General features: G+C 50.2%; 21 protein-coding genes and 1 tRNA gene. 7 read left to right on the top strand and 15 right to left on the bottom strand.

The genetic code is table 11. The features are described 5' to 3' along the window. Positions 1 to 132: 132 nt before the first annotated feature. From ppsA to cysK, 3 genes are all read left to right on the top strand, one after another. Complete coding sequence (gene ppsA / locus AWQ23_RS01410; protein ID WP_062431889.1) at positions 133 to 2634, top strand: phosphoenolpyruvate synthase; 2502 nt, start codon at positions 133 to 135, stop codon at positions 2632 to 2634. Positions 2635 to 2792: 158 nt separating this feature from the next. Then, the gene (locus AWQ23_RS01405; RefSeq protein WP_030006051.1) at positions 2793 to 3161 is read left to right on the top strand and encodes a DUF2237 family protein; all 369 of its coding nucleotides are present in this window, start codon (positions 2793 to 2795) and stop codon (positions 3159 to 3161) included. 173 nt (positions 3162 to 3334) lie between these two features. Further along, entirely contained in the window at positions 3335 to 4294 is a 960-nt protein-coding gene (gene cysK, locus AWQ23_RS01400; RefSeq protein WP_012305882.1) for a cysteine synthase A, read from the top strand. 101 nt (positions 4295 to 4395) lie between these two features. Here cysK and AWQ23_RS01395 read toward each other — a convergent pair whose 3' ends face one another. Both AWQ23_RS01395 and AWQ23_RS01390 read right to left on the bottom strand, forming a co-directional pair. Beyond that, entirely contained in the window at positions 4396 to 6570 is a 2175-nt protein-coding gene (locus AWQ23_RS01395) for a glutamine synthetase III (protein WP_030006049.1), read from the bottom strand. A gap of 95 nt (positions 6571 to 6665) precedes the next feature. Next, on the bottom strand, positions 6666 to 9494 hold the full coding sequence (locus AWQ23_RS01390) for a cation-transporting P-type ATPase (RefSeq protein WP_083500675.1): 2829 nt from the start codon (positions 9492 to 9494) through the stop codon (positions 6666 to 6668). Between the two features lie 376 nt (positions 9495 to 9870). Between AWQ23_RS01390 and AWQ23_RS01385 the strand changes: the two genes are divergently transcribed. Both AWQ23_RS01385 and AWQ23_RS01380 read left to right on the top strand, forming a co-directional pair. Continuing rightward, on the top strand, positions 9871 to 10332 hold the full coding sequence (locus AWQ23_RS01385; RefSeq protein ID WP_062431887.1) for a pentapeptide repeat-containing protein: 462 nt from the start codon (positions 9871 to 9873) through the stop codon (positions 10330 to 10332). 47 nt (positions 10333 to 10379) lie between these two features. Then, entirely contained in the window at positions 10380 to 12092 is a 1713-nt protein-coding gene (locus AWQ23_RS01380; RefSeq protein WP_062431885.1) for a glycosyltransferase family 39 protein, read from the top strand. A gap of 103 nt (positions 12093 to 12195) precedes the next feature. Here AWQ23_RS01380 and AWQ23_RS01375 read toward each other — a convergent pair whose 3' ends face one another. The 4 genes from AWQ23_RS01375 to AWQ23_RS01360 all read right to left on the bottom strand — a co-directional run bounded on the left by AWQ23_RS01375 (position 12196) and on the right by AWQ23_RS01360 (position 15696). Continuing rightward, on the bottom strand, positions 12196 to 12795 hold the full coding sequence (locus AWQ23_RS01375) for a superoxide dismutase (RefSeq protein ID WP_030006045.1): 600 nt from the start codon (positions 12793 to 12795) through the stop codon (positions 12196 to 12198). Positions 12796 to 13071: 276 nt separating this feature from the next. Then, a tRNA-Ala gene (locus tag AWQ23_RS01370) sits at positions 13072 to 13144 on the bottom strand. Between the two features lie 73 nt (positions 13145 to 13217). Continuing rightward, positions 13218 to 14141, bottom strand: a complete 924-nt coding sequence (locus tag AWQ23_RS01365) for an ABC transporter ATP-binding protein (RefSeq protein ID WP_062431883.1) — start codon at positions 14139 to 14141, stop codon at positions 13218 to 13220. Positions 14142 to 14178: 37 nt separating this feature from the next. After that, a complete protein-coding gene (locus AWQ23_RS01360; RefSeq protein ID WP_062436438.1) occupies positions 14179 to 15696 on the bottom strand; it encodes a SagB/ThcOx family dehydrogenase in 1518 nt (505 codons plus the stop codon). 49 nt (positions 15697 to 15745) lie between these two features. On the opposite strand from AWQ23_RS01360, the gene AWQ23_RS16285 reads away from it, so the two are divergent. Both AWQ23_RS16285 and uvrC read left to right on the top strand, forming a co-directional pair. Further along, positions 15746 to 16786, top strand: a complete 1041-nt coding sequence (locus AWQ23_RS16285; RefSeq protein WP_062431881.1) for a hypothetical protein — start codon at positions 15746 to 15748, stop codon at positions 16784 to 16786. 133 nt (positions 16787 to 16919) lie between these two features. Then, on the top strand, positions 16920 to 18794 hold the full coding sequence (gene uvrC / locus AWQ23_RS01350; protein ID WP_062431879.1) for an excinuclease ABC subunit UvrC: 1875 nt from the start codon (positions 16920 to 16922) through the stop codon (positions 18792 to 18794). Between the two features lie 39 nt (positions 18795 to 18833). Here the strand turns inward: uvrC and AWQ23_RS01345 are convergent, their stop codons facing one another. From AWQ23_RS01345 to AWQ23_RS01320, 9 genes are all read right to left on the bottom strand, one after another. Next, a complete protein-coding gene (locus tag AWQ23_RS01345) occupies positions 18834 to 19736 on the bottom strand; it encodes an Rpn family recombination-promoting nuclease/putative transposase (protein ID WP_062431877.1) in 903 nt (300 codons plus the stop codon). Continuing rightward, positions 19733 to 21016: a valine--pyruvate transaminase gene (locus AWQ23_RS01340; protein ID WP_062431875.1), complete on the bottom strand. Its 1284-nt coding sequence runs from the start codon at positions 21014 to 21016 to the stop codon at positions 19733 to 19735. The genes AWQ23_RS01345 and AWQ23_RS01340 overlap by 4 nt, the downstream gene beginning before the upstream one ends. 37 nt (positions 21017 to 21053) lie before the next feature. Then, entirely contained in the window at positions 21054 to 22892 is a 1839-nt protein-coding gene (locus AWQ23_RS01335; protein ID WP_232308937.1) for an alpha/beta hydrolase, read from the bottom strand. A gap of 130 nt (positions 22893 to 23022) precedes the next feature. Beyond that, the gene (locus AWQ23_RS15660; protein ID WP_012305869.1) at positions 23023 to 23142 is read right to left on the bottom strand and encodes a photosystem II reaction center protein J; all 120 of its coding nucleotides are present in this window, start codon (positions 23140 to 23142) and stop codon (positions 23023 to 23025) included. A 55-nt stretch (positions 23143 to 23197) separates the two neighbouring features. Continuing rightward, positions 23198 to 23317: a photosystem II reaction center protein L gene (locus tag AWQ23_RS15655; protein WP_012305868.1), complete on the bottom strand. Its 120-nt coding sequence runs from the start codon at positions 23315 to 23317 to the stop codon at positions 23198 to 23200. A 9-nt stretch (positions 23318 to 23326) separates the two neighbouring features. Beyond that, positions 23327 to 23458 (bottom strand): cytochrome b559 subunit beta, encoded by a 132-nt coding sequence (gene psbF / locus AWQ23_RS15650; protein WP_071884891.1) that lies wholly within the window; start codon positions 23456 to 23458, stop codon positions 23327 to 23329. Between the two features lie 46 nt (positions 23459 to 23504). Further along, a complete protein-coding gene (psbE, locus tag AWQ23_RS01330) occupies positions 23505 to 23750 on the bottom strand; it encodes a cytochrome b559 subunit alpha (RefSeq protein WP_012305866.1) in 246 nt (81 codons plus the stop codon). 103 nt (positions 23751 to 23853) lie between these two features. After that, a complete protein-coding gene (locus AWQ23_RS01325) occupies positions 23854 to 24876 on the bottom strand; it encodes a photosynthesis system II assembly factor Ycf48 (protein ID WP_012305865.1) in 1023 nt (340 codons plus the stop codon). Positions 24877 to 24941: 65 nt separating this feature from the next. Beyond that, positions 24942 to 25289, bottom strand: a complete 348-nt coding sequence (locus AWQ23_RS01320) for a rubredoxin (RefSeq protein WP_012305864.1) — start codon at positions 25287 to 25289, stop codon at positions 24942 to 24944. Positions 25290 to 25312: the final 23 nt, after the last annotated feature.

Below are 25312 nucleotides of genomic sequence, written 5' to 3'. Positions count from 1 at the left end.
TTGTTTTTCTTGATGTTTTTTCATTAAACAGAAGTGAAAGGTAAGGATATATTTCATTTCTGTAAAGGGCTCATTTTAAGTCTTTTAGGATCGAGGTGTACGGAGAGGGATGATTAAGGAGTTTTTATCGTTATGGTTAGCACTCTTAACACAGCTACGGCTTCTGATGCGAGAACCGAAGCGCTCGTTTTGTGGTTTGAGGAGGTTGGTTCCCTGGATGTGGGTCTGGTTGGCGGCAAAAATTCTTCCCTTGGGGAAATGATTCAGCAGTTACAGCCCCAGGGGGTCAACGTTCCAGGCGGATTTGCGACGACGGCCCATGCCTATCGGCATTTTGTTAAATCTGCGGGCTTAGAGGAAAAGTTGCGGACATTGTTTGCAGATTTAGATACGGATGATGTGGCAAATCTTCAGGCACGGGGGCGGCAGGCACGGGCTTTGATTTTAAATACGCCGTTCCCCCAGGATCTCCAGGTGGCGATCGCCTCTGCTTACAAAAAAATGTGTGAGCGCTATGGGGCTAAATCTGATGTCTGTGATCGCTTTGAGGGGGCAGACAAACAAGCCTGCGAAGACAGTGCCCACAACGTCGATGTGGCGGTACGTTCCAGTGCCACGGCAGAGGATTTGCCGGAAGCCAGTTTTGCGGGACAGCAGGAAACTTATCTGAATGTCCACGGTGTCAAGGGCGTTCTCGAAGCCTGCCATAAATGTTTTGCGTCGCTGTTTACGGATCGGGCGATCGCCTACCGGCAGCACAACGGCTTCGATCATTTTGAAGTGGCCCTATCCGTCGGTGTCCAAAAAATGGTGCGCTCCGACCTCGCCACCTCCGGCGTAATGTTTTCTATCGATACCGAAAGCGGTTTTAAAGATGCTGCATTTATCACCGGCGCCTATGGTTTGGGTGAAAACGTGGTGCAAGGTGCAGTCAACCCCGACGAATTTGTCGTCTTTAAACCGACCCTCAAGGATGACTACAAACCGATTCTCGAACGACGGCTCGGTAGCAAGAAGATCAAGATGATCTATGCCGACGGGGCAAAACTCACTAAGAACATTGATGTGCCCGAAGAAATGCAGAATCAGTTCTGTGTGAGCGACGAAGACATTTTAACCCTGGCTCGCTGGGCGACTACCATTGAAGAACACTATTCCAACGTTCGCGGTCAATACACGCCGATGGATATTGAATGGGCAAAAGATGGGTTAACGGGTGAACTCTTTATCGTCCAAGCTCGTCCGGAAACGGTGCAATCCCAGAAAGCCGCCAACGTGATCCGCACCTACAAGCTCCAAGAAACAGGTAGCGTCATTGCTCACGGTCGCAGTGTTGGGGAAATGGTCGGTCAGGGGGAAGCCAACGTCATCCTCGATGTGGATCAAATTAAGCTCTTCAAACCCGGTCAAGTGCTGGTCACCCGCCGCACCGATCCCGATTGGGAACCGATCATGAAAAAAGCCTCGGCGATCGTCACCGACCAAGGCGGACGCACCTGTCACGCCGCGATTATTGCCAGAGAAATGGGGATCCCTGCCGTGGTGGGTTGCGGTGATGCTACGACCTTGGTGAAATCCGGTCAAGACGTAACCGTCTCCTGTTGTGAAGGGGAAGACGGCAAGATCTACGAGGGTCTGCTGAAGTTTGAAGTGGAAGAAACATCCCTTGAGAATCTGCCCACCACCAAGACCAAAATTTTGATGAATGTGGGTAACCCCGAACAGGCTTTTTCGCTGTCGCCTTTACCTGCCGATGGTGTGGGTTTAGCTCGCCTTGAATTCATCATTGCCAACCACATTAAAGCCCACCCGAAAGCCCTGATTCACTTTGATGAACTCGAAGATCTCATGGTGAAAAAAGAGATCGCCGAACTCACCCATCTCTATGACAATAAAGCCGATTTCTTCGTGGACAAATTAGCCAGTGGCATTGCAATGATTGCCGCCGCATTCTATCCGAATCCGGTTGTGGTCAGAATGTCCGACTTCAAATCCAATGAGTATGCAAATTTACTCGGTGGTCGTCAATTTGAACCGACAGAAGAAAACCCAATGATTGGGTGGCGTGGTGCATCCCGCTACTACGATCCCAATTATTCTGAAGCGTTTGGTTTGGAATGCGAAGCCTTTAAGATTGCCCGCAATGAAATGGGTCTGACGAATATTATTCTGATGATTCCGTTCTGTCGCACCCCCGAAGAAGGTCGTAAAGTGTTAGCTGAATTGGCAAAACATGACCTCCGCCGTGGGGAAAATGGACTGCAAGTTTACGTGATGTGCGAATTGCCTTCTAACGTGATTCTCGTGGATGAGTACAGTGAAGTCTTTGACGGTTTCTCCATTGGCTCCAACGACCTCACCCAATTAACGTTAGGTTTGGATCGCGATTCTGCGCTGGTTGCCCACATTTTCGATGAATGGAATGAAGGGGTGAAACGCATGGTACGCATGGCGATCGAAGGGGCGAAAAAATATGGTCGCAAGATTGGTATCTGTGGTCAGGCTCCCTCTGATTATCCTGAATTTGCGGAATTCCTTGTTGAATTGGGCATTGATTCTATCAGTTTGAACCCTGATTCTTTACTGAAAACTAAGTTGGCGATCGCCGCTTTAGAACAAAAACTTGGCCGCTAGATTCCTAGATTAAATCCCTTGTCTTTCCCTTCTCCAATCACTAAATTGGGGAGGGGATTTTCCTATGGCCCAATGCTGTGGCCTAATCTGCGTTACCCGTCGTGTCGGTCGTTATCATTGGAATTGTCCACCCTTGCAACGAGAATTTTTTAACCCCAATGACAGACGCAAAAAACGTTTTAGGAACTGCCCTCCAGCCTTGCAGTACCGACCCCTTAACTGGATTTTATCGAGATGGCTGCTGCACCACTGGCGCGAATGATTTTGGCCGCCATGTGGTCTGTGCAAAAATGACGCCAGCTTTCTTGGAATTCACCAAAAACCAAGGCAACGACTTGAGTTCCCCCGTGCCCCAATACCATTTCCCTGGCCTCAAACCTGGCGATCGCTGGTGTCTCTGCGCTGCCCGCTGGCAAGAAGCCTTTGAGGTCGGTGTTGCGCCCCCAGTTCACCTCGAAGCCACCCATGCAAAAGCCCTGGAGATTGTTCGCCTCGAAGATCTACAGCACCATGCCTTGGTTTCCTAACGGAGCTTGGATTACTGCCTCCAATTCAGGCCAGTCTCTGCCCCTAAACCAAGGGCCGATTACCCCAAATTTTCTCAAACAGTTGAAGGAACATCTTTTCAGGGGAGTCGGCATTTATAATGAACATCGGTTCGCCATTCTGTTTCACCCCTAGCGGCACAATCTCACCCACCATGAAAATTGCCAAGAACATTACCGAATTAGTAGGAAAAACGCCCCTTGTGCAGTTAAATCGTATTCCTGAGCAGGAAAATTGTGTTGCCCAGGTTGTGATCAAATTAGAAGGGATGAATCCAGCCGCCTCCGTTAAAGACCGCATTGGCGTCAACATGATCGAAGCTGCTGAAGCCGCTGGGGAAATTACCCCCGGTAAAACGATTTTGGTGGAACCGACTTCCGGGAATACAGGCATTGCCCTAGCGATGGCCGCCGCCGCCAAAGGCTATCAGTTAATTTTGACGATGCCAGAAACCATGAGTATGGAGCGACGGGCCATGCTCCTCGCCTATGGGGCACAACTCGAACTGACCTCTGGGGACGCGGGCATGAGTGCTTGTATCACCAAAGCCCAGGAAATCGTCGATACCCTGCCCAATGCCTATATGTTGCAGCAGTTTAATAATTTGGCGAACCCTGATGCCCACCGCAAAACTACAGCCCTCGAAATTTGGGAAGATACAGAAGGGAAAGTCGATATGATCATTGCGGGAGTTGGTACCGGTGGCACAATTACCGGAATCGCCGAGGTGCTAAAGAAATATAAGCCCGAATGCCAGGCGATCGCCGTTGAACCAGCCAATAGCCCCGTACTTTCTGGTGGTAAACCCGGCCCCCACAAAATCCAAGGCATCGGCGCGGGTTTCGTCCCCAGTGTGCTCAATCAAACCATCATTGATGAAGTGGTGACGGTGACCGACGAAGCCGCGATCAATTTTGGCCGTCGCCTGGCCAGAGAAGAAGGTATTTTATCGGGCATTTCAACGGGGGCCGCCCTCTGTGCCGCGATCAAGGTTGCCCAACGTCCAGAGAACAGCGGCAAACTCATTGTTGTGATCCAACCAAGCTACGGGGAACGGTACCTGAGTACTCCCCTTTATCAGGATCTCCCTGCCAACGTGATTCATTCGGTTTGAACTCGTTTTTTCACACAATAAAAGCCCCCTACATCGCTAGAGGACATAGGGGGTTTTTGGTTTTTATTGAATGATTGACTGGCTCAATCGAGACGAATCATTTACTTAATAAACAGCATTTCCTGGTAGGTAGGCAGGGGCCAGAAGCTGTCTGGGAGTTCGTTTTCTAGCAGGTCTGCATAGCTGCGAACCTCATCCATCAGAGGACGAATGGTGCTCGCGCAATAGTGCATATGCTCTTCTGTAGAAGCAAAATCTTCTTTTTCAAAGGCAGCACTGAGCTTTTCGGTGGCAGCCATCAGGTCATTGGTGAGACTAGAAACGGTTTCTGCACTTTTCTTCTCGAGGGAAATGCCGAGATTCACAAGGGCAGTGATGGTACCTGACAACTTAGACAGGTATTCTACAGCAGCAGGATAAACCATGGTTTTTGCCATGTTCATCACCAGCTTGGCTTCCACTTCGATGGATTTGATGTACTGCTCGGCGTACACTTCAAAGCGGCTTTCAAGCTCCACGGGGGTCAAGACTTTGAGTCGGTCAAACAATGCTCCAACTTCTGCTTCCTTGAGCACAGGCAGGGCATCCGCCGTCGTGGGTAGGTTACGTAAACCGCGCTCTTCAACGGCCATCCGGTGCCATTCTTCAGAGTAGCCATTGCCACCGAAGATCACAGAACCATGTTCGTTCATGATTTCCTTGAGAACTGTGAGGATGGCTTCGCTGATTTCTAATCCCTTTGCTAATTCACTCTCAAGGCGATCGCCAATCCACTCTAGGGAATCGGCCAAAATCGTATTGAGTGCCACCAAAGGCCCAGACACAGACTGGCTAGAGCCCACAGCTCGAAATTCAAAGCGGTTCCCGGTAAAGGCAAAGGGAGAAGTCCGGTTGCGATCGCCCGCATCTTTAGTCAGCTCAGGCAGTACCGCCACACCGAGATCCATAACGCCTTTCTTCTTCGACTCAGAAACAGTGCCGTTTTTGATTTGCTCAAAAACTTCCTCCAACTGAGAACCGAGGTACACAGACATAATGGCTGGGGGGGCTTCATTGGCACCGAGGCGGTGGTCGTTACTGGCATTAGCAATTACCGCCCGCATCAAAGGTCCAAACTTATGAACACCACGGATTACCGCCCCACAGAAGACGAGGAACTGAGCGTTGTCATGGGGAGAATCGCCCGGATCCAGCAGATTACCCTGGGTTGCATTCCCCACAGACCAGTTCACGTGCTTACCAGAACCATTGATCCCGGCAAAGGGTTTTTCGTGGAGCAAGCACATAAAACCGTGCTTTTTCGCCGTGGTTTTGAGGGTGGTCATGATCAACTGTTGGTGATCACTGGCCACGTTTGCCGCTTCAAACACAGGCGCAATTTCAAATTGACCCGGTGCCACTTCATTGTGACGGGTTTTTGCGGGGATACCGAGCTTATACAGTTGCGCTTCCACATCCTGCATAAAGATTTGTACCCGCTCAGGGATGGCCCCAAAGTAATGATCATCAAATTCTTGGCCCTTAGCCGGAGACTTACCAAAAAGGGTACGACCAGCCAAGAGAAGATCCGGACGTTGGTGGGCGAAGTTAGAGTCAACGAGGAAATATTCCTGTTCTGCCCCACAACTGGAATTGACCCGGGCGATTTCGGTGTGACCCAACAATTTTAAAACTTTCTGGGCTGCCTTATTCATGGCATCGATGGAGCGCAGTAGGGGCACTTTTTTATCGAGTGCTTCCCCAGTCCAGGAGACGAAAACGGTAGGAATACAAAGGGTCGAACCATTTTCGGTTTCCATGATGTAGGCCGGACTGGTCACGTCCCAAGCCGTATAACCCCGTGCTTCAAAGGTGTCACGGATCCCACCGTTGGGGAAAGAAGAACCATCGGGCTCCCCTTGTACCAGTACCTTACCGGAAAATTCGGAGATGACTTTTCCATCGCTCTGGACAGAGACGAAACCATCGTGTTTCTCTGCGGTGAGGTTGGTCATCGGGTAGAAGACGTGGGCGTAGTAGAGAGCGCCCTTAGACATCGCCCAATCGCGCATCGCTGTGGCCACAGCATCGGCCACGGAAGGGTCTAGTTTTTCACCAGAAGTGATGGTGTTTTTGATAGATTTAAAAACGGCCTTTGGGAGACTGGCCTGCATCTTACTCAGATCAAAAACATTAGTAGCCCAAGCTTCTTCGAGCTTAATGGGCGGTTCACACTTGATGGGGGTACGATTGGTAATTTGCTGAATCGCTTGAACACGGGCGGCGTTTCCAGTCATAGGTTTTTCCGTAGATCTAACCGCACCATACTACCCAAGACTAATCCTAAAAACAGATAAGATCTATACAGAAATCGAATTCACTTTTGTTTTTTTCATCTGCTTTTTGGGGGATTTTTCCAGGCCCAATACCATTGGATCACAAGTTTTTCTAATTCTACCCAAACAAAGAGTAGGGTACTGACCCCCAAGCAAATTAACAGTTGCTGGCCAGAGAGACGTTGGGTGTCGAAAAACAGCCGTAGGGGTTCGACATAGATCAGCATGAGTTGGAGGATTGTTGTGGCGGCCACGGCAATAATTAGGTAGGGATTCCTTAGGGGATTACTGGTTAGGGTCAGTTGGGTGCGGGAACGGACGGCGATCGCATGGCCCATTTGAGACAAGCAGAGGGTCGTGAAGACCATGGTTTTCCAATTATCGGGGTGGGCATTGTAGCTATAGGCCATGAGGGCAATGCTAATCACGGAGAAAATCAAGCCAATGCGCAGAATATAAGCGCCTAGCCCCCGCGCAAAAATGCTTTCTTGGGGATTAAAGGGACGGCGTTGCATCACGTCAGGTTCAGCGGGTTCGATGGCGAGGGCCAGGGCGGGCAAACCATCGGTGACAAGGTTCATCCAGAGAATTTGCAGGGGAATGAGGGGCACTTCCGATAAACCGATTAAGGGAGCAGCGGCAATGGTAATTACTTCGCCAATGTTGCTACCGAGAATGTATTGGATAAAGTGACGAATATTCGTGTAAACGACCCGGCCTTCTTCGGTGGCGGCGACAATGGTGGCAAAATTATCGTCAAGGAGCACCATGTCACTGGCTTCTTTACTGACATCAGTGCCCGTGATGCCCATGGCAATGCCAATATCAGCTTGCTTGAGAGCGGGGGCATCATTAACCCCATCTCCGGTCATGGCGACAAATTTACCGCGACTTTGGAGGGCCTGGACGATGCGCAACTTATGTTCTGGGGCCACCCGTGCATAGATACTCACGGTTTCGACCATGGCTTCTAGATCAACCTGGGAAAGTTTACTAAGCTCTAACCCTGTGAGAGCCTTGGCGTCTGGGGTCGCAATGCCCAGTTGTTGGGCGATCGCCTGAGCCGTAAGTTGGTGATCACCGGTGATCATCACGGGCCGAATCCCGGCGGCACGACATTTCGCCACGGCCTCTTTGACTTCCGGACGGGGCGCATCCATCATCCCCACTAGGCCCAGCCAAACCATTTCCTGTTCCGCATTTACCTCAGCTTGGGCTTCTGGTACATGGGTTAAGCAACGTTGGGCAAAGCCCAAAACCCGTAAACCTGCCTGGGCCATTTCATTGTTGCGCTGGAGAATCGCGGCCCGGTCTTCTGCTTGGAGGGGAAAAATACCTGTGGCGGTTTGGTAGGTTTGACAGCGCTCCAGCACCAACTCCGGCGAACCCTTGCAGCAGAGCAAATAAGCTGCCGTTGATTCAGCTTGGTCAGGGTTTGGCATGGCGCAAATAACGCTCATACGTTTGCGTTCCGAGGAAAAGGGAAATTCTCCCAAGCGGGGCCATTCTTTCTGGAGAGCTTCAGCAAATAGATCCCCTTTGCCAGCCAGGCTCAGTAAAGCCCCTTCTGTGGGGTCGCCAATAATCAGCCAATCCCGGTCGTCTTGTTTTAAAACGGCATCATTGCAGAGGACACAAGCCCGTAATAATTGCTGCACTTCGGGATGTTGAGTTGGATTGAGGCTTTGATCCTGGGACAAAAATTCGCCAATGGGGGCGTACCCTTCCCCGGTAACCCGGAGGGACTGGTCTTGGGTTTCTAGGCGCTGTACCACCATTTTGTTCTGGGTAAGGGTACCAGTTTTATCGGAGCAAATGGTATCGACAGAACCAAGGGTTTCAACGGCAGGTAGTTTTCGGATCAGAGCCTGGCGTTTCACCATGCGCTGGGTGCCAATGGCGAGGGTAACGGTGATGACAGCGGGCAGACCTTCTGGGACGACGGCCACGGCCATACTCAGGGAAACTTCGATTAATTCTTTGATGCGACTAAAATTACCCACCTGGAGGCTACCGAAAACCACCACCAAAATCACGAGGATAAGTGAGCCGGTGACTAGAATTTTGCCGAGGTGGGCCATCCGCTTTTGGAGAGGGGTTTGGCTAGCTTTGACGCTTTGGAGCATTTGGGCAATCTTGCCGAGCTCGGTGCTCATTCCAGTGGCAGTGACCAAGATCTTGCCCCGGCCTTGGAGGACTTCTGTGCCTGAAAAAACCATATTTTGGCGATCGCCTAGGGGCGTATCCGCTGCGAGCCCTACCGGACAAATCCTTTTGGTGACGGGGTTGGCTTCTCCGGTTAAGGCTGACTCGCGCACTTGGAGCTGGGCCGCTTCGAGGACGAGACCATCGGCACTGAGTTGGGAACCAGCTTCGATAAACATCAGATCCCCGGGCACCAACTGGGCCGCTTTGACTTCAGAAAATTGCCCCCCACGACACACCCGTACCTGGGGAGAAGACATTTTTTTGAGGGCGGCCAGGGCTTTTTCGGCGCGACTTTCCTGCATGAATCCCAACAGTCCATTGAGAACCACAATGGCCATAATGGCGATCGTATCCTTGAAGGGAACCGTTCCTTCCGGTAAGGCATTGGCACGGAGTTCTACAAAATCAATTACTCCAGAAATTAGGGCCACGACAATCAACATGATCAGCATCACATTTTTAAACTGATCGAGGAAAATTTCCCAAGTATTACGCCCCCGACCAGCTTCGATTTCATTGGGGCCATAAAACTGTTGACGTCGTTCTACCTCTGGCCCTTCTAGGCCCTGTTGTTCATCCGTTTGAAATACTTGGAGGACATGGGCGATCGCCTGATGGTGCCAAGGGGCGGCTGGGTCTGGTAAAGAAGTCTTTTCGTGGAGATCACTCACAATCACAATCCAAAAAAAATATCGCTCAAATATTATCCGTAATCATAAAGGTTATCGCTCGAATATTGCTTTAAACTGGCAAAAATTATGAATTTTTGTTATACTATTAGTAACGGCCATTTTTCGACAGTAGCAAGACAAAATGTAACGGCTTTTGGCGAGAGTCAAGCAGGCAATAGAAGTTGTGAAATAATAAAAGTAAGGGACTTTGTATTCTGTATCAGAATTGATTTTTCACTAAATTTTTTGGGGCAATAATCGACTGTGACGTCAGCTCCAATGATGTGAACAAGTACCCGCCGAAAGCCGATGACCTAGGCAACAAAAAGACCGTCGAAAAACTGGCTCGGTTTTGTGCAAAATTGGCAGGAGGAAATAAAATATGAAACGCCTATTATTAGCCCTCGCAACCCTCACAATGCTCTTGGCGATCGCCAAGCCAGCTAGGGGCGAAAACCCAGACCACGTCAAACGTCTGTTGGAAACGGGTGCCTGCCAAGGCTGTAACCTCATTGGCGCGGATCTCAGGGAAGCGCACTTAATTGGGGCCGATCTGCGGGATGCGAATCTCAGTTATGCCAACCTCGAAGGGGCCAACCTCGAAGGAGCCGACTTAACGGGCGCGAACCTTTATGGGGCCGACTTTACCGATGTTTTTCTGACTAACGCGGTCTTAAACTATGCGCGAATTAACCGGGTAAATTTCACCGCAGCACGGATGTATGACACCCATGTTTTTGGGGCTGTGATGGAAGATTTAACCTTAACCGATGCAGAATTGTTTAATACCGATATCAGCGTTGGTGGTAGCTACGAAGACTTTGAATTGCCCGAACAACAATAAAGAGTAATCTGCTATTGTCCTTTCAAGACTGATCGGCGAAAGGCACCATGGCAAGCTCCCGAATATTTTCTCAGAAAGATTTTTATCTACTCGGCATTTGGGTGGGGTTAGGAACGTTATTGCGCTTCTGGAACCTCACCCTTAAGTCTGTGTGGGGAGATGAGTGGGCCACTTTAGTATTCAGCTTGGGCCACGGTTTCCGGGAGATTCCCTTAGACCAGTTGATTGCGGCAGATCTTCTCCTGGCACCACTCCGCTATGAAACTGGCACGAATCTTGCGACAGTCAGCGAGATGCTCCTCAGTGAGAGTAACCATCCGCCTTTATACTACTGGCTGACCCACCTCTGGCTCGATTTGTGGAGTACAGACGGGGAATTAATCAGTATTTTTGTGGGGCGATCGCCGGCTGCTTTTTTTGGGGTTTTACTCATTCTGGTGGTGTTCGGGGTGAGTACTTGGGTTTTTAAAAATAAATGGGCGGCCCACGGTGGGGCGATCGCCATGGCCCTGTCCCCCTACGCCGTTTATCTTTCCCAGGAGGCCCGTCACTATACCCTGGCCATGATTTGGATGACCCTTTCCTACGGTTGTCTAGCCAAAATAATCCAGGCCCAACAACGGTCGCACAAAATTCCGTTTCAAGTGTTATTAGGGTGGCTAATTGTTAATACTTTAGGGGTAGCCAGTCATTATTTCATGGTGTTATCGCTCTTTGCAGAAGGGCTGGTTTTACTCTTTTGTTATGGTCAGGATTTAAGAAAAAATTGGCCCCAAAAATCTCTTGCAAAAATCTTTTTCCCAGGCTATTGGCAACGGATTTTTTGTGGGGCGATCGCCTCGGCAATTGTCGTTTTTCTGCTGCTCAACCACTGGCAAAGCCAAAATAATGACGAACTGACTTCCTGGCTCAATCAAGACTACGGTTGGGGGTTGGGAAATCTGCTGCCACCGCTCCGTTCCTTGGGGTGGGCTTTGGGGATGATTTTTATGCTACCCATCGAAGCAGATCAAACTTGGTTAGTGGTGGCCGCAGCGATCGCCCTTTTGCTGATTTTGCTTTGGTTTATTCCTAATCTGACGGCGGCATTCCAACAAGGCTGGGCACAATTAGAAGTCAAAATTTTCACAGGTATTATTCTTGCGAATCTGGTCACAATTCTTGGCATTACCTATGTGCTGAAGTTGGATATTACCCTAGCTCCCCGCTACCATTTCATTTATTTCCCAGCGTTAACGATTCTATTGGGATTTTTCCTGGCGCAGATGGGAAAAAATATCGCCTGTTCTAAGTTATTCTGGCCCCAAAATTGTCGTCTCAGTGCCCTAATGATTGTGGGTTTAATGGGTTTGAGTAGTTTGTGTGTCAATGTCGATCTTGCCTACCGGAAGCCCGAAAATAATCAGGCGATCGCCCAAGCCCTCCAACAAAATTTAGACAGGAATATTCCTCCGATTTTCACCACCCACTACTATGAATTAGGCGTTGTTCGCACCCAGATGGGTTTAGCTTGGGCTTTGCATCATCTCGATCCCAGCCTGCAACCTCAGTTTTTAATTCTCGATAACTTTTTCAAACAGGATGCAGCCGCCAAAGTCCTTGCTGAAACTGCGACTCAGCTCACGACACCAACCCAGATCTTGATGTTTAATACCCATTTTGCGCCCCCAGAATCCATCTGTCCGTTGCAACCAGAAGCAGGGCAAAAAGTGACCGGATATCGCTATCGTTTGTATTTTTGCGATCCTTCTTCTAATTAATTTCCCCATCACCAAAAAAAAGAGACCTACCCATGGTAAATCCCTTGTCAGTTAAGTTAGATATTTTGAAAAACCAAATGAATCTTAGGATTCAAACAAGACGTTAGGCCGCTGCGAGGTTAGCCGCCACGAAATCCCAGTTCACAAGACTGGTGAGGAAGGTGTTGATGTAGTCGGGGCGACGGTTTTGGTAGTCGAGGTAGTAGGCGTGTTCCCAAACGTCCATGGTGAGGAGGGGAGTTTGGCCTTCGGTCATAGGGTTGCCAGCATTGCCAGTTTTAGTGACCTTGAGGGTGCCATTGTCGAGGACGAGCCAAGCCCAACCACTACCAAACTGGGTGCCACCAGCGGTTTTGAAAGCCTCAACGAATTTATCGAAACTACCGAAGTCGGCGTTGATTTTGTCGGCGAGGGCACCAGTGGGTTGACCACCGCCACCGGGCTTCATGCAGTTCCAGTAGAAGCTGTGGTTCCACGCTTGGGCAGCGTTATTAAACAAACCTGCTTTGGCGGGATCTGCAGCTACGGCTTTGATTACGTCTTCGATACTTTTGCTATCCATGTCGGTGCCAGCTACGGCATCGTTGTACTTGGAGACATAGCTCGCATGGTGCTTATCATGGTGAAATTCTAAGGTGCTCTTCGAGATGTGGGGTTCGAGGGCAGTGTAATCGTAGGGTAATGCAGGTAGTTCGTATCCCATGGTGGTGTTTTCCTCGTTGGAGTTTGCAGGATGCTTCAGAGATTTCCTATCTCAGGAAGATTCTGAAGTGAGAGTTGTTCGTAGAACGTACTGATTGAGATCTTAGCATGAACATTTACCGACCCTGGGTAGAGACATCCGCACCCTTATCCCTTGTGGGGCGATCGCCAAAACCTGATTTTTTACTGCGACAGTTGGGCACAATGCACCACGACAAAAGACCCCTGGGCGATTGGGCACCAGAGGTCTTGGATTTTCTGAAGATAGTTTTTTCGATGGAGATAACCGGACTCGAACCGGTGACTTCTTGCATGCCATGCAAGCGCTCTACCAACTGAGCTATACCCCCTTAGGCACGGATAATATATTGCCCTAACTATTTTAGGCTTGTCAAGCTTTGGGGGAAAAAGTTTTGGCTCGCCCTAGCTCATTTGGGCTTCGGGGACGGCTTGCTGGTGGTTTTGGGTGATTTCGACATAGATATGTTCGAGCTGAATGCCTTGGCGGGCAATGGAATCGATGGGAATGCCCTGAAAAATATCGAGAATGTCTGAAAGTTCTAGGGCTTCTGGTAGCCAAAAGGCGAGATCACCACCATAGTCGCGTTGGGTAAAGCCGGCGGCGGTGCCCTTGGCGATCGCCCCTTCTCTGTCCGTCGTTTGCAGCAGGACAACTTCCTTGGCGGGAATCCGTTGGCGTAGTTCCGGAAGCGTCCCCTCGGCGATAATTTGTCCCCCTTTCAGAATGCCAATGCGCTGGCAGAGTCGCTGGGCTTCATCTAAAAGATGGGTTGTCAGCAAAATTGTCATGCCTTCATCCCGGAGCCGCTGGATTAGTTGCCAAATTTCATAGCGGGTTTCGATATCTAGGCCCGTGGTCGGCTCATCTAAAATCAGCAATTGGGGTCGGTGCATCAGGGCAATGGCAATGTTCATCCGCCGTTGCATCCCGCCACTAAGGGTTTCTACGGGGGCACCGTGGCGATCGCCAAGTCCCACTGCCTCCAAACAAGCGCCGATCTGCGCCTGACAATCCAATTTCGATAGCCCATAGATGCGACCATAAAACCGGAGATTTTCCGCACAGGTCAGGGTTTTGTAGAGCAAATTTTCCTGGGGGGCGACACCGATGATCTTTTTCGTGGCTTCAGAAAGGGGAGAAGCGGCGATTTCAATGGCACCACCGTCGGCCTGGAGTAAATTACACAGGATATTAATGGTTGTGGTTTTTCCGGCTCCGTTCGGCCCCAGGAGGCCATAAATTTCCCCGGTGTCGATCCACAAATCGAGGCCCTGGAGCACCGGGCGTTGGCCATAGGCTTTTGTGAGGTTGTTAATTTTCAACATAGGCGATCGCCTTTTTTCCCAATCTTAATGCTGTAATTTAGCCTTGCTCTGGTATACCGAGGGTCGTGACATAGAGCACCGCCTCATCATCGGGAATACCGAGAACCTCATTGACTTGATCATCGAAGAAGCCTCCAATGCCACTGACCCCCAAGTCAAGCTGGATCGCGGCAAGGTTTAAACGTTGTCCCAATTGGCCTGCATCCATGTGTAAGTATCGATAGGCGCGATCGCCATAGCGACTGACTGCTGCCCCTAGATCTGCCGTGTGAAAGACCAAGGCCGCCGCGTCTCGACCCAAATCTTGACCTAAACAAAGGTAATGCAACTCTTCGCGAAAATTTTTAAAGCGTATTTGCCGCAGTGCCTGGGCCTTAGGCGCATAGTAATAGCAACCCGCCTCTAAACCCTCGACCCCAGAAACCGCCACAAAGGTCTCGATCAAACTCAAGTCAAAATAGTCCGGATCGCCTAGTAGACCCTGTTCTCCATAGTCCTCAGGATGATAGGTAAAGTGGAGTATTAGTTGCAATTCTTCGAGGGTGAGATCTTCCCCGGTGTAAGCCCGGGTCGATCGCCGTTTTAACAGGGTTTCTTCTAAATCCTCCTGGTCTTCGCCCCAGTCAATGCGCTGATGATAACGATTTTCGGCATCAGTATTTGCGAGGGAAACCTTTAAGCAAAATGGAAAATTATATTTATCTTCCAACAGATTCGGTTGGTGGGGGGGCACCGAAGCCTTGGCCTGAATCATCGAAGCTTCATGGAGCGCTTTAAGTAGCTCGTCCTCTGCCAAATCAGGGTAATTGAAGGCCACCGGGGAGGGTAAGGCGGTTTTGCCGTGACTGGTTGCTTGGGGTTGTGGATTGAGGGCCATAATACTGGTCACAGCCTCTGTTTCGCCGTCGAGATAGAGGAGTTGATTCATCAGGCGATCGCTAAACCCACCGATGAGATGGGGGCGAAATCCATGGGCTGTGGCCGCCAGGTTCACATTGCCTAGCAAATGGCCCGTATCTAGAAAAATGCGACGGTAAGCCCGGGCTTCATAGCGCCAAGCCGAGCGATAAAAAATTGCTGTCGTTACTAGCGCGAGTTGGGTCTTTTCGAGGGCCGGATGGCGAAAGCAAGCTTCTTGGAGATCGACCCAACAGTGGTTATCCCAAAAGCGCAATAGGGTATGGGTTTGGGGCTGGTAGTGGTAAAGGCCCGCCGGGAGCAAGTCAGTGCCCCGGGAGATGAGATACAGTTCCGCCGGATACAGACCCCCCGCCGAAGGGGCCGTTCTGAGGTAAACAAAATCTCCTCCAAAAGTCGGGATCTTGGCGGTCAGCCCGTAGCTCAACAATAGTAGATAGGACAGGTTTTCCCATTGGGGCTCATTGCGGTCAAGTTCTAAATAGGGCTTGAGATCGTAACTGGTGCCAATTTTGTAGCCTTTGAAGGGACTCGGCTGCTGGGACCAGTCTAGGGATTTGCCCCGCTTGGAAAGGGTTTGAGGATCGTATTTGGTGCGTTGGTGATAATGGGCTGAGAGGGGTAAAGATCGGCTCATTTTTTCCCGAAAGCAAGAAAACTCTTCCATTATCCCCCTTGCTTCCCCCTTGACGGAAACTTTTTTCCCGGCGATCGCTTCTTTAGGTAGCATGAAAGGCGAGGCGATCACCCTTTGGAGTTTTCGGTTATTGACTATGAAAATCACTGCTTTACGATCGATGCTGCTACTTGGTTTGTTCAGTAATGGTGGCATCCTGCTTGCTCCCTCCCCCAACCAAGCCCAGACCCTCCTGGCCCAAGGAAATCTTACCCTTGCCTTTGGCCTTAACCAAGCGAAAAATCTTGCCCGCCAAGCCGCAGAGGATGCCAATGGTGGCCTGAGTCAATATCGGGCCGAACCTTCCATGCATGGTGATCCCTTGGCGTCCCCCTATGTGGACAATGGCGATGGCAGCTATACTTTCACCTTCCGGGGACGGCAACCGGCATCCACGGATTATGTCTACGAAACCGTCGTCACTGTCGCTGACGATGGCACCGCAACCATTGATTACAACGGGCCAATTCGCTCTGATAATTTCAACAGCACCAATATCGCTGCGGCGAGCCTCGACCTCAACCAGGCGAAGAACCTCGCCCGCCAAGCTGCTGAACGGGAGAATGGTGGTCTGAGTCAATATCGCGCTGAACCCTCCATGCATGGTCTAGCAGAGCAATCTCCCTACGTTAGCAATGGTGACGGCAGCTATACTTTTACCTTCCAAGGCCGCCGTCCCGAATCCCTTGATTACACCTACGAAACAGAGGTCAAGGTGCTGACGGATGGGAGTACCCAGATTCTTTACAATGGCGACGTGCGTACCAGTGACAGTACCGTAGATTCCGGCGCGACTATTGTTGATCTCAATCAGGCGAAGAACCTCGCCCGTCAAGCTGCTGAACAAGAAAATGGCGGTTTGAATAACTACCGGGCTGAACCGGCAATGCACGGCAATCCCAATGAGTCTCCCTATGTACTAAATGCCGATGGGAGCTACACGTTCACCTTCGAGGGGCGTAGACCCGGCTCCGTTGACTACACCATTGAAAGCGTTGTGACTGTTACCCCCGATGGCACCGTAACCATCAACTCCAACACGAGTCTGTAAACGGCCCATTTCACTGGGAAACAATTAACGGCGAGACCTTCCCAGGGAGGCCTCGTTTTTTTGTGTCGGGGCTGTCTTGATAGAAAATTGCTTACAATTTCTAAACTCCCTTCAACAATGTCTTGTCTTGGCCATGGCTACCTTGAATTCAGTGCCTTTATTGCAAGATCCAGAGCGATTACAACAACGTCTCCGGGAAATTCCAACGGAGCCTGGGGTTTATTTTATGCACAGTCGCCAGGGAGATATTCTCTACATTGGCAAATCCAAAACCCTGCGGAATCGGGTGCGGTCTTATTTTCGTGATGCCCGTTTGCATTCGCCCCGCATTGAAATGATGGTGCAGCAGGTGGCGGACATTGAATTCATTGTCACGGATACGGAAGCGGAAGCTTTGGCCCTAGAAGCAAACCTGATTAAGCAGCATCAACCCTATTACAATGTGCTGCTCAAGGATGACAAGAAATATCCCTATGTGTGTATCACCTGGTCGGAGGATTATCCGCGTTTTTTTATTACCCGCAAACGCCATATCGGCAGTAAAGGCGATCGCTACTATGGCCCCTATGTGGACACAAGGTTACTGCGGCATACTCTGGGCTTAATGAAACGGATTTTTCCGCTGCGGCAACGGCGACAACCGCTGTTTAAACATCGACCCTGTTTGAACTACGATATTGGTCGCTGTCCGGGGGTTTGTCAGCAGTTGGTTTCTCCCCAGGAATATCGGCAGACGGTGCAAAAGGTGGCGATGGTCTTCCAGGGGCGCAGTGGTGAACTAATTGAAACCTTAACGACCCAGATGGCCCAAGCCGCCGAAAATTTGCAGTTTGAGAAGGCGGCCCAAATCCGCGATCAAATCAAAGCAATTGGTGCGCTCAATGCCGATCAAAAGGTGAGCTTACCGGATGATCGGGTGTCCCGGGATGCGATCGCCTTGGCTGCCGATGAGCGTCATTGTGCGATTCAACTTTTTCAAGTGCGGGCGGGGCGACTGGTGGGAAGATTAGGCTTTTTTACGCCCCTGCCGGAAAATTTGGGGCCAGATTTAACGGTGGAATATGGCAAAATCCTCCAGCACGTTTTAGAAGCCCACTATGCCAATGTGGATGGGGTGGAAATTCCAGCGGAAATTTTGGTGCAATATCCCCTCCGGGATCAGGAATGGTTAGGGCAATTTTTAGGTGATCGCCGGGGTAGCAAGGTACAAATTCTCCAACCCCAACGGCAACTGAAAGCGGATTTGATCGCGATGGTGGAACGCAACGCCCAATATGAACTGAGTCGCACCCAACGCACTGCCACCAAGAATTTAGCGGCCCTCGAAGATTTAGCCAGCCTTTTGGATTTACCAGAGCTGCCCAAACGCATCGAAGGCTATGACATTTCCCACATTCAGGGGTCGAATGCGGTGGCCTCCCAGGTGGTTTTTATCGACGGCATTCCTGCGAAACAGGACTATCGCCACTACAAAATTAAAAATCCTGAGATTCACATTGGCCGCTCCGATGACTTTGCCAGCATGGCGGAAATTATGCGGCGGCGCTTTAAAAAAGGCTTGGAAAAAGACTGCCCCGATTTGATCATGATTGACGGCGGCAAAGGCCAATTATCCGCAGTCATGGGAGTTTTGGAGGAACTGAATCTAGCCGATAAGTTAAACGTGATTAGCCTTGCCAAGAAACAAGAGCAGGTTTATCTGCCCTACGAATCCAATCCCCTTAAAAGTGAAAAGGAACAGCCTGGCATTCAACTCCTCCGTCGGGTGCGGGATGAAGCCCACCGTTTTGCGGTCAGTTTCCATCGCCAACAGCGTCTCAAGTCCAGCAGGCGATCGCAATTGGATGACATCCCTGGTTTAGGCCACCACCGCAAAAAACAACTCCTCGCCCATTTCCACTCCCTCGACTATCTCCGGGAAGCCAAGCCCGAACAAATCGCGGAGGTTAAAGGGATTGGGCCGCGTCTCGCCGAGGAAGTTTTCCGCTATTTTCACGCGAGTGATTAAAGGACAAAAATTTCGAGATTTTTCCAGGAAGCTAACTGCTTAGGTTTCGTTGCCATAGGTCGCTAACCATTGATCTAAATCAGCACGGGACTGCATATCCAATAACGCTTCCCCCAGAGCCTCCAACTGCAACCGAGACAACTGGCGCAAACGTTTGAGTACAGCAGCATCTAACAAACCAAGACGGCGGGATAAAAGTTTTGTAAGTAGTGTGAATTCTCCCTCCTCAATCCCCTGCTGTAATCCCTGTTGTAAACCTTGTTGAAGTCCCTGCTGTAAGCCTTGCTCTACCCCTTGGGCGATACCCCGATTGAAAATTTTTTGATAGATCACCGATTCCTGCATAAGTTCCTCCTGGAAAAATTGCTCGATCATCGCATCTGTAAACTTAATCCCAGCTAAAATTTGCGTTGCAGCCTTGAGATTTAATTGTTCTGTCCTGTCTTCAATCCTATCCAATTGCTGACTGACTTGCTGCAACAGTTGTTCGGGAGCCTGGGTTTTGGCAAGAACCGCCAAAGGCAACAAACTCGGCAACTCAAAAAAGAGCTGTGGTTCTAGCTCCCAGAGCCGAATCACCCGGTAGCGATGAGTGGTCTGTTGTTGTTGAAAATAATCCTGAAACACTTCGGGCATCGTAGTGGGCTTGAGAAAAATAACGACTTGCTCAATCTCAAGGCGATAGCGCCGATAAAGCCTCACCCAATAGTCCAACATCCGCAGGGGCATTGGTGGGTTAGAAGTAGCCACCGTTTGAAATTCAAGATGGAGAATTTTTCCAGCAGTCTCCAAGAAAAACACCCCATCCGCCCGAATTGGTTCAAGGTTCAATTCCGTATTAAGAAAGCTCACACTCTCAAGGGCTGATTCCCCCAGAAGCCAATGAACAAAAGGATGGGGATCTGTTTCCAATAAAAACTTGAGAATGTTGTCGTAGCTCATTTCACCGAGGAACGATAGACGTTCTTTACCACATCACTGAGGCGGGCCATTGCGGTTTCAATTTCACTATCGGTAGCTGTCAAGCTAATGCGGAGACATTGCTGCTTGTGGGGCCAGTCTTCCCGGAGACCAGGGAAAAAGGGACTGCCGGGCACGGCAATCACGCCCACGGCTTTTAATTCTTGGTAGAGTTCCCAGTCGGTCATCGGCAACTCATCAAACCACAACCAAGCAAAAATCGCCCCTTCCCCTCGATGGAGATACCAAGGTACATCTTTGGGCATCGCCCGATCTAAGGCAGCTTCGAGGATTTGGATTTTGTTTTGGTAGTAGGGCCGGATCACCGTTTCGGCAATATGAGCTAAGGCTCCCGATTGGATCGCTCGGGCGGCGATCGCCTGACCATAGCGCGACGAATGAATGCAAGCATTGGTAAGAAAAGCCTGTAAAACCCCGATAAAACGCGGTTCCCCAATGGCAATCCCTACCCGTTCTCCCGGCAAGCCCGCTTTAGAGAGGCTCAGGCAGTGGATCACGTTGCCACCAAAGAGGGGTTTCATCTCCGTGAAATTCAGAGCTGGGAAAGGAGGGGCATAGGCCGAATCAATAAATACTGGCACATCATGGACGGCAGCCAGATCAGCAATCTTTTCGGCTTCTTCGTCGCTGAGGACATTTCCCGTGGGATTACAGGGGCGCGAGAAAATTACACAGCCGGTATTTTCATCAATATTAAGCTGACTAAAATCGGGGCGATATTTAAAGCGGTGGTTCGCCTGGTCAATGTCGAGGCTTGGTTTAAAAGCGCGGATGGCCTCTGGGTATAAACTGACGCCCCCATAGCCAGTGTAGTCGGGGCTGAGGGGAAGGATGATCGATTTCAGTTGGCCGACATTATCATATCCACCAAAGGCATTGGCCGCGAGGAAATAGAGGGACTGGGAACCGGGGGTGATGAGAATATTTTCGCCCGTTAAGTTCAGACCATAGCGTTGGTTAAAATCGGTGGCGATCGCCTCAATCAGGGGTTCATAACCCTGGGACGATCCATAGCGACAAACCACTTCCCCATATTCCGGACTATTGAGGAGATCATTGGTGCAATCGCGCCAGAGCCGTTCCACTTCCGGGATAATCACCGGATTGCCCGCACTGAGGTTAATAAAATCTTGGCCTGCCCCTGCTTTTAGGGTATCGATGATGTCTTTCATGATCGCCCGCACGCCGGTTAAACGCGACATTTGCGTCCCAAATTTCGATAACAGAGGTGCCTGAGACATTGTTATTTAAGTGGCCTGAAAATTGAACTTTTTCATCTTACCGTTTCTCCGAAATTCTTCCGGGTTTTTGATACAAGACATCAAAATTGTCTGGTTTCATTGCGAGAAAGGTTTCGGCTTCCAAGTTCGTCATCAATGGCTTGAGACTTTCCGTGAGAACGCCCTGGGGATAGGTGCGGTTGGGGGTTGGGTTTGGCGATCGCCCCATGTTCAAAAAAGCAGCTTGTTGGGTCGGGGTCGTTGCTGCGGCAGAATTGGGCGCCTGGGGTAAGCGACTGAGAAATCGTTCTAATTCTGGAGAAATCGTTTCCGTGAGGCGCAGCTTGATCGCCCCCTGGGATAGGGATTGCACATAGGCTCCCGTGAGAAACTGTTGGTAGTTTTGCCCCCTAGTTTGGTGGCGTGCCAAAAAGCTCAAGCTTACCCCCCGCACCATTTGTCGGACTGGTTCTGCTGCGTTGCCCATTACCTCTGGCACCAGGGTACTTTGGGCTAAGGCACTGTCGCGATTGCTGACATCGGTGACGCTCATGTGGGTTGCGCCGTCGGCGACGACGAGATACTTTTCGCCGCCCAACTGTTGAAAAGGCTTTAACTGGTGGGCCAAGCTTGGGGTTACAGTGTCTTTTGTGCTGGCAACGATCAAGGTCGGAATTTTAATTTTTTCTAAACCCTGCTCCCCAAAAATTTGATCGCTGAGGGGATTAAGGGCGATCGCCTGTTTGACCCGCTCATCCCGCAAATTCAACTGGTCATAGGGGAGTTTTGCCGCCGCACATTGGAGCCAGTCCCCCGGTGCTCTGGTTAAGGGGGTTGCCCGCTGGCAGTGGGCGCGGATGGCAATGGGATCGACAACTCCTCCGGCGATCGCCAAGGCTGTATAGCCCCCGAAAGAATGACCAATCACCGTCACATTGTCCGTGGCAAAGCGGGTCGTGAGGGTCTGATCCTGGTTGAGGCGCTCCAGTTGATCCAGCACAAACTGAATATCCTTGGGCCGATCGACAAATTCCGTCGCCGGGAGCAAAGTATCGAGATTTAAGCCCGGATTGAACAGTGACTGAATATTACTGCCCGGATGATCAAGGGTGACGACGGTGTAGCCATGGGAGGCCAGATGCACCGCCAGATAATCAAGAAAATGACGATTTGCCGCAAATCCATGGGACAAAACCACCAACTGAGACTGGGATTGGGGGCTATCAAAAATATCAATGGGAATAGTGCGATCGCGCCTTTCATCTTGCAGAATTAAGCTTTGACGCCGCACTGTTTGGGAGCCGGGGGCTGTGGGGTTCAGGTTTGCACGTTGGAAAATCTGCGGTTCCGTACTTTCGAGGGCGTCAGTTACCCTGGGGGCAAGCAATTGATTCTGAATATTCGGTAAATTGAGTTGCAACAAAAGGCTGGTCACCGCCGTGAGATCAATGGTCAGTTCCTGCTTGGGGTAAGCCTGCAACAAATTCAGGGCGCTGATTTCTACTCCCTGACCCAACACCAGATTCACCGTTGCCTGGAGATCCTGGACAGAAGTCCCCGGTAGAGCCGTTTGAATTTGCGCCAGGATTTGTTTTCCGGTGGGCGATCGCCACAACTGATCAAAAAATTGATCCGCCATCTCTGGTTCAATTTCTAAGTGTCGCTGGAGAAATTTCTGCAAATTACCATCCAAAAACACCCCGTAGGGTCGGAGGCTTTGGGGAACCTGACCCGTTTCGGCAAAGGTTTCTAAATCCCGCAATTGTAAAGTTTGTTGAAGTGGCCCTAATTTTAGCCGGAGGGTTTCGGCGGCGATCGCCTTTTCACTGGTTCCCCAGCCCAAACACAGGAGGCCAGCAATGCCCCATACCTTCAGATTTCGCAACTGCTTTTGCATATCTATCCACATTTAATGACTATCCCCAGCCTTGCCCAGACCTGCCTTCATCTTAGAAGTTCCCAAAACAAAACCACCCCTCGATTAGAGTAGGTGGTGTCTCAACAATTAATTAGAGCAAATGGTGCATCTAAACCGCAGAGCCTACCCCTGCATATGCACCGTAGAAAAAGATACCGACAACCGCAATGACGCCCATACCAGCGACAACTGCAACGATCCAAAGTGGGATTTTTCCGCCTTCAGACATGAGAACAACCTCCGAAAAAAATAAATTAAAGGGCTGAAATTAAAGGGCTGCCAGCTTAGTTAAAGAAGTAGCTGGAAAATAGAATACCGAGCACAGCAATCAGGAGTAAACCCAGATACAAAGAAGTCCGGTTTAGTTCCACAGGCTGTCTGTTGGGATTTTGATTTCTTTCCATCGGAAGCTCCTAACGTTGAATAAACTGCATAGCGGCGATCGCCCCTAGGAAGAAAACCGAGGGTACAGCCAGGGTGTGCACCGCCAACCAACGGACGGTAAAAATCGGATAAGAAACAGGTTGGTTAGAACCGCTTGTCATAATACAAAACCTTTTAGTGAATACAGCAAAGAAAAACGCGCGTTACTTAATTGTTAAACTCATTGATCTGATCAATCGCTTTGTAACGATCAGTCACAATGGGAATCTCTTGACGAGTTTCAGTAAAGTATTGGTCAGGACGGGGTGTCCCGAAAGTATCGTAAGCCAAGCCAGTGCTCACAAAGAGCCAGCCAGCAATAAATAACATCGGAATGGTGATGCTGTGAATAACCCAGTAGCGAATACTGGTCACAATGTCAGAAAACGGGCGTTCTCCGGTAGAACCTGCCATGCGACTATTCTCCTCTCAATTGTTAATGAAAAAAAACTTATTAAACAAATTAGCCTATATCATACGGAATTAACAGACACTCCCACAATAGAATGGGTTGCCCTTAGGCCGCTTCCGTGGATGTATCGTACCGTAAAATCACCCCCTGTTGCCCAAGGATGAAGCCTTTATTCTCATTTAAGAAAACGACTCGGTAAAAGTTTGTCGGGATCTCTTCTAGGGCAGCGTCCCGGAACCAAGTGTCGCCACCATCTTTACTCACAACAACACTGCCACTACCACCGACGGCCCATAGTTCTGCGGGGGTACGATAGCCAATGTGCAACAAACCAACACTGTTGCGATACTGCGGTGTCACCGGTTCGCTCCAGGCTTCTGCATTGTCTGGATTTGTATCGTCGCTAAATTGCACAACTCCCCCACGGGCTAACAACCAGAGTTTATCTTCGCCATTAAAGCCCATGCTCTGGAGGCGACGGGAAGAATTCCGGTTATGGGGCGTCCATTCTGTGTCCCCAGGCGACCAAGTGGAATAAAAATTACCCCGGGCAGAAACGGCCACATACTTACCATCGGCAGAACGTTCAATGGTACGGGCAACGCCAACGGCACCTTCGACAAGGGCTTTCCAGTTTTTGCCGCCGTCGGTGGTTTTGTAAATAGCCCCAAGATCGGTGACCATTTCGGCGGTGTTTGGCCCTAGGGCGGTGATGTTGTAGGGGGCACCGGGCAATTGACTGCTGAGGGCGATGCGACTCCAGTGCTCACCACCATCGTCGGTGTGGAGCAGGATCGAAGGCCGTCCGGTAATCCAGCCTTCTTGGCCAGAGAAGCTAACACCGGTAAAACTTTCTTTTTCGTCACCGAGATCGATAACTCGCTCGGCCCAGGTTTTGCCGCCGTCGGTAGTTTCAAAGAGGGTTTCTTTGGTACCGACAAGCCAGCCATGTTGGAGGTCGTCGGTAAAGGCAATATTGGCAAAGGTCGAATCGGTATTTAAGTCGATTTCTTGCCAGGGATTTTCGCTAATGGTTGGTGCCTGGACACAGCCGATGCACAATACCAAAACGGCGATCGCCGCAATGGCTTTTTTTAAGGGTTTTAATAGACCTAAAACTGAAGTCATAGCGCAATATAAAAGCAATAAAAGTAAAAATTTGGAATTAAGACAAGGCTTTGCTATGGGGGTCTTTAGTCCAGACCATAAAGGCTCAGGAAGAAAAGGATTGCCAAGCCCATGGCCCCAAAAATGAGTAGGTTTTTTTGGTTGGAACTGAGGTTATTCACACCAAAACCATATTTCAGATTTTCTTCAAAACCTGAGGGGGCATCCGCTGCACCAATATTGCGAAATTGGGCGCGATCAACGCTACAAACAGGACAGTTCCAAATGAGGGGCAGATCTTCAAAGGCGGTGCCCGGTGGCGTGTTGGTACGGCTTTCTCCCTTTGCAGGGGTGTAAATGTAACCGCAGCTGGGGCATTCGTAACTGGCGGGAGCCTTTTCGGCGAGGGTTTTTTCTATGGGGCGATCGCTCATCGTTCAGAGGGTATTTGACTAGC

Source organism: Picosynechococcus sp. PCC 73109 (assembly GCF_001521855.1).
Taxonomy (GTDB): Bacteria; Cyanobacteriota; Cyanobacteriia; order Cyanobacteriales; family MRBY01; genus MRBY01.
This window is presented reverse-complemented; position numbering and strand designations above follow the sequence as displayed.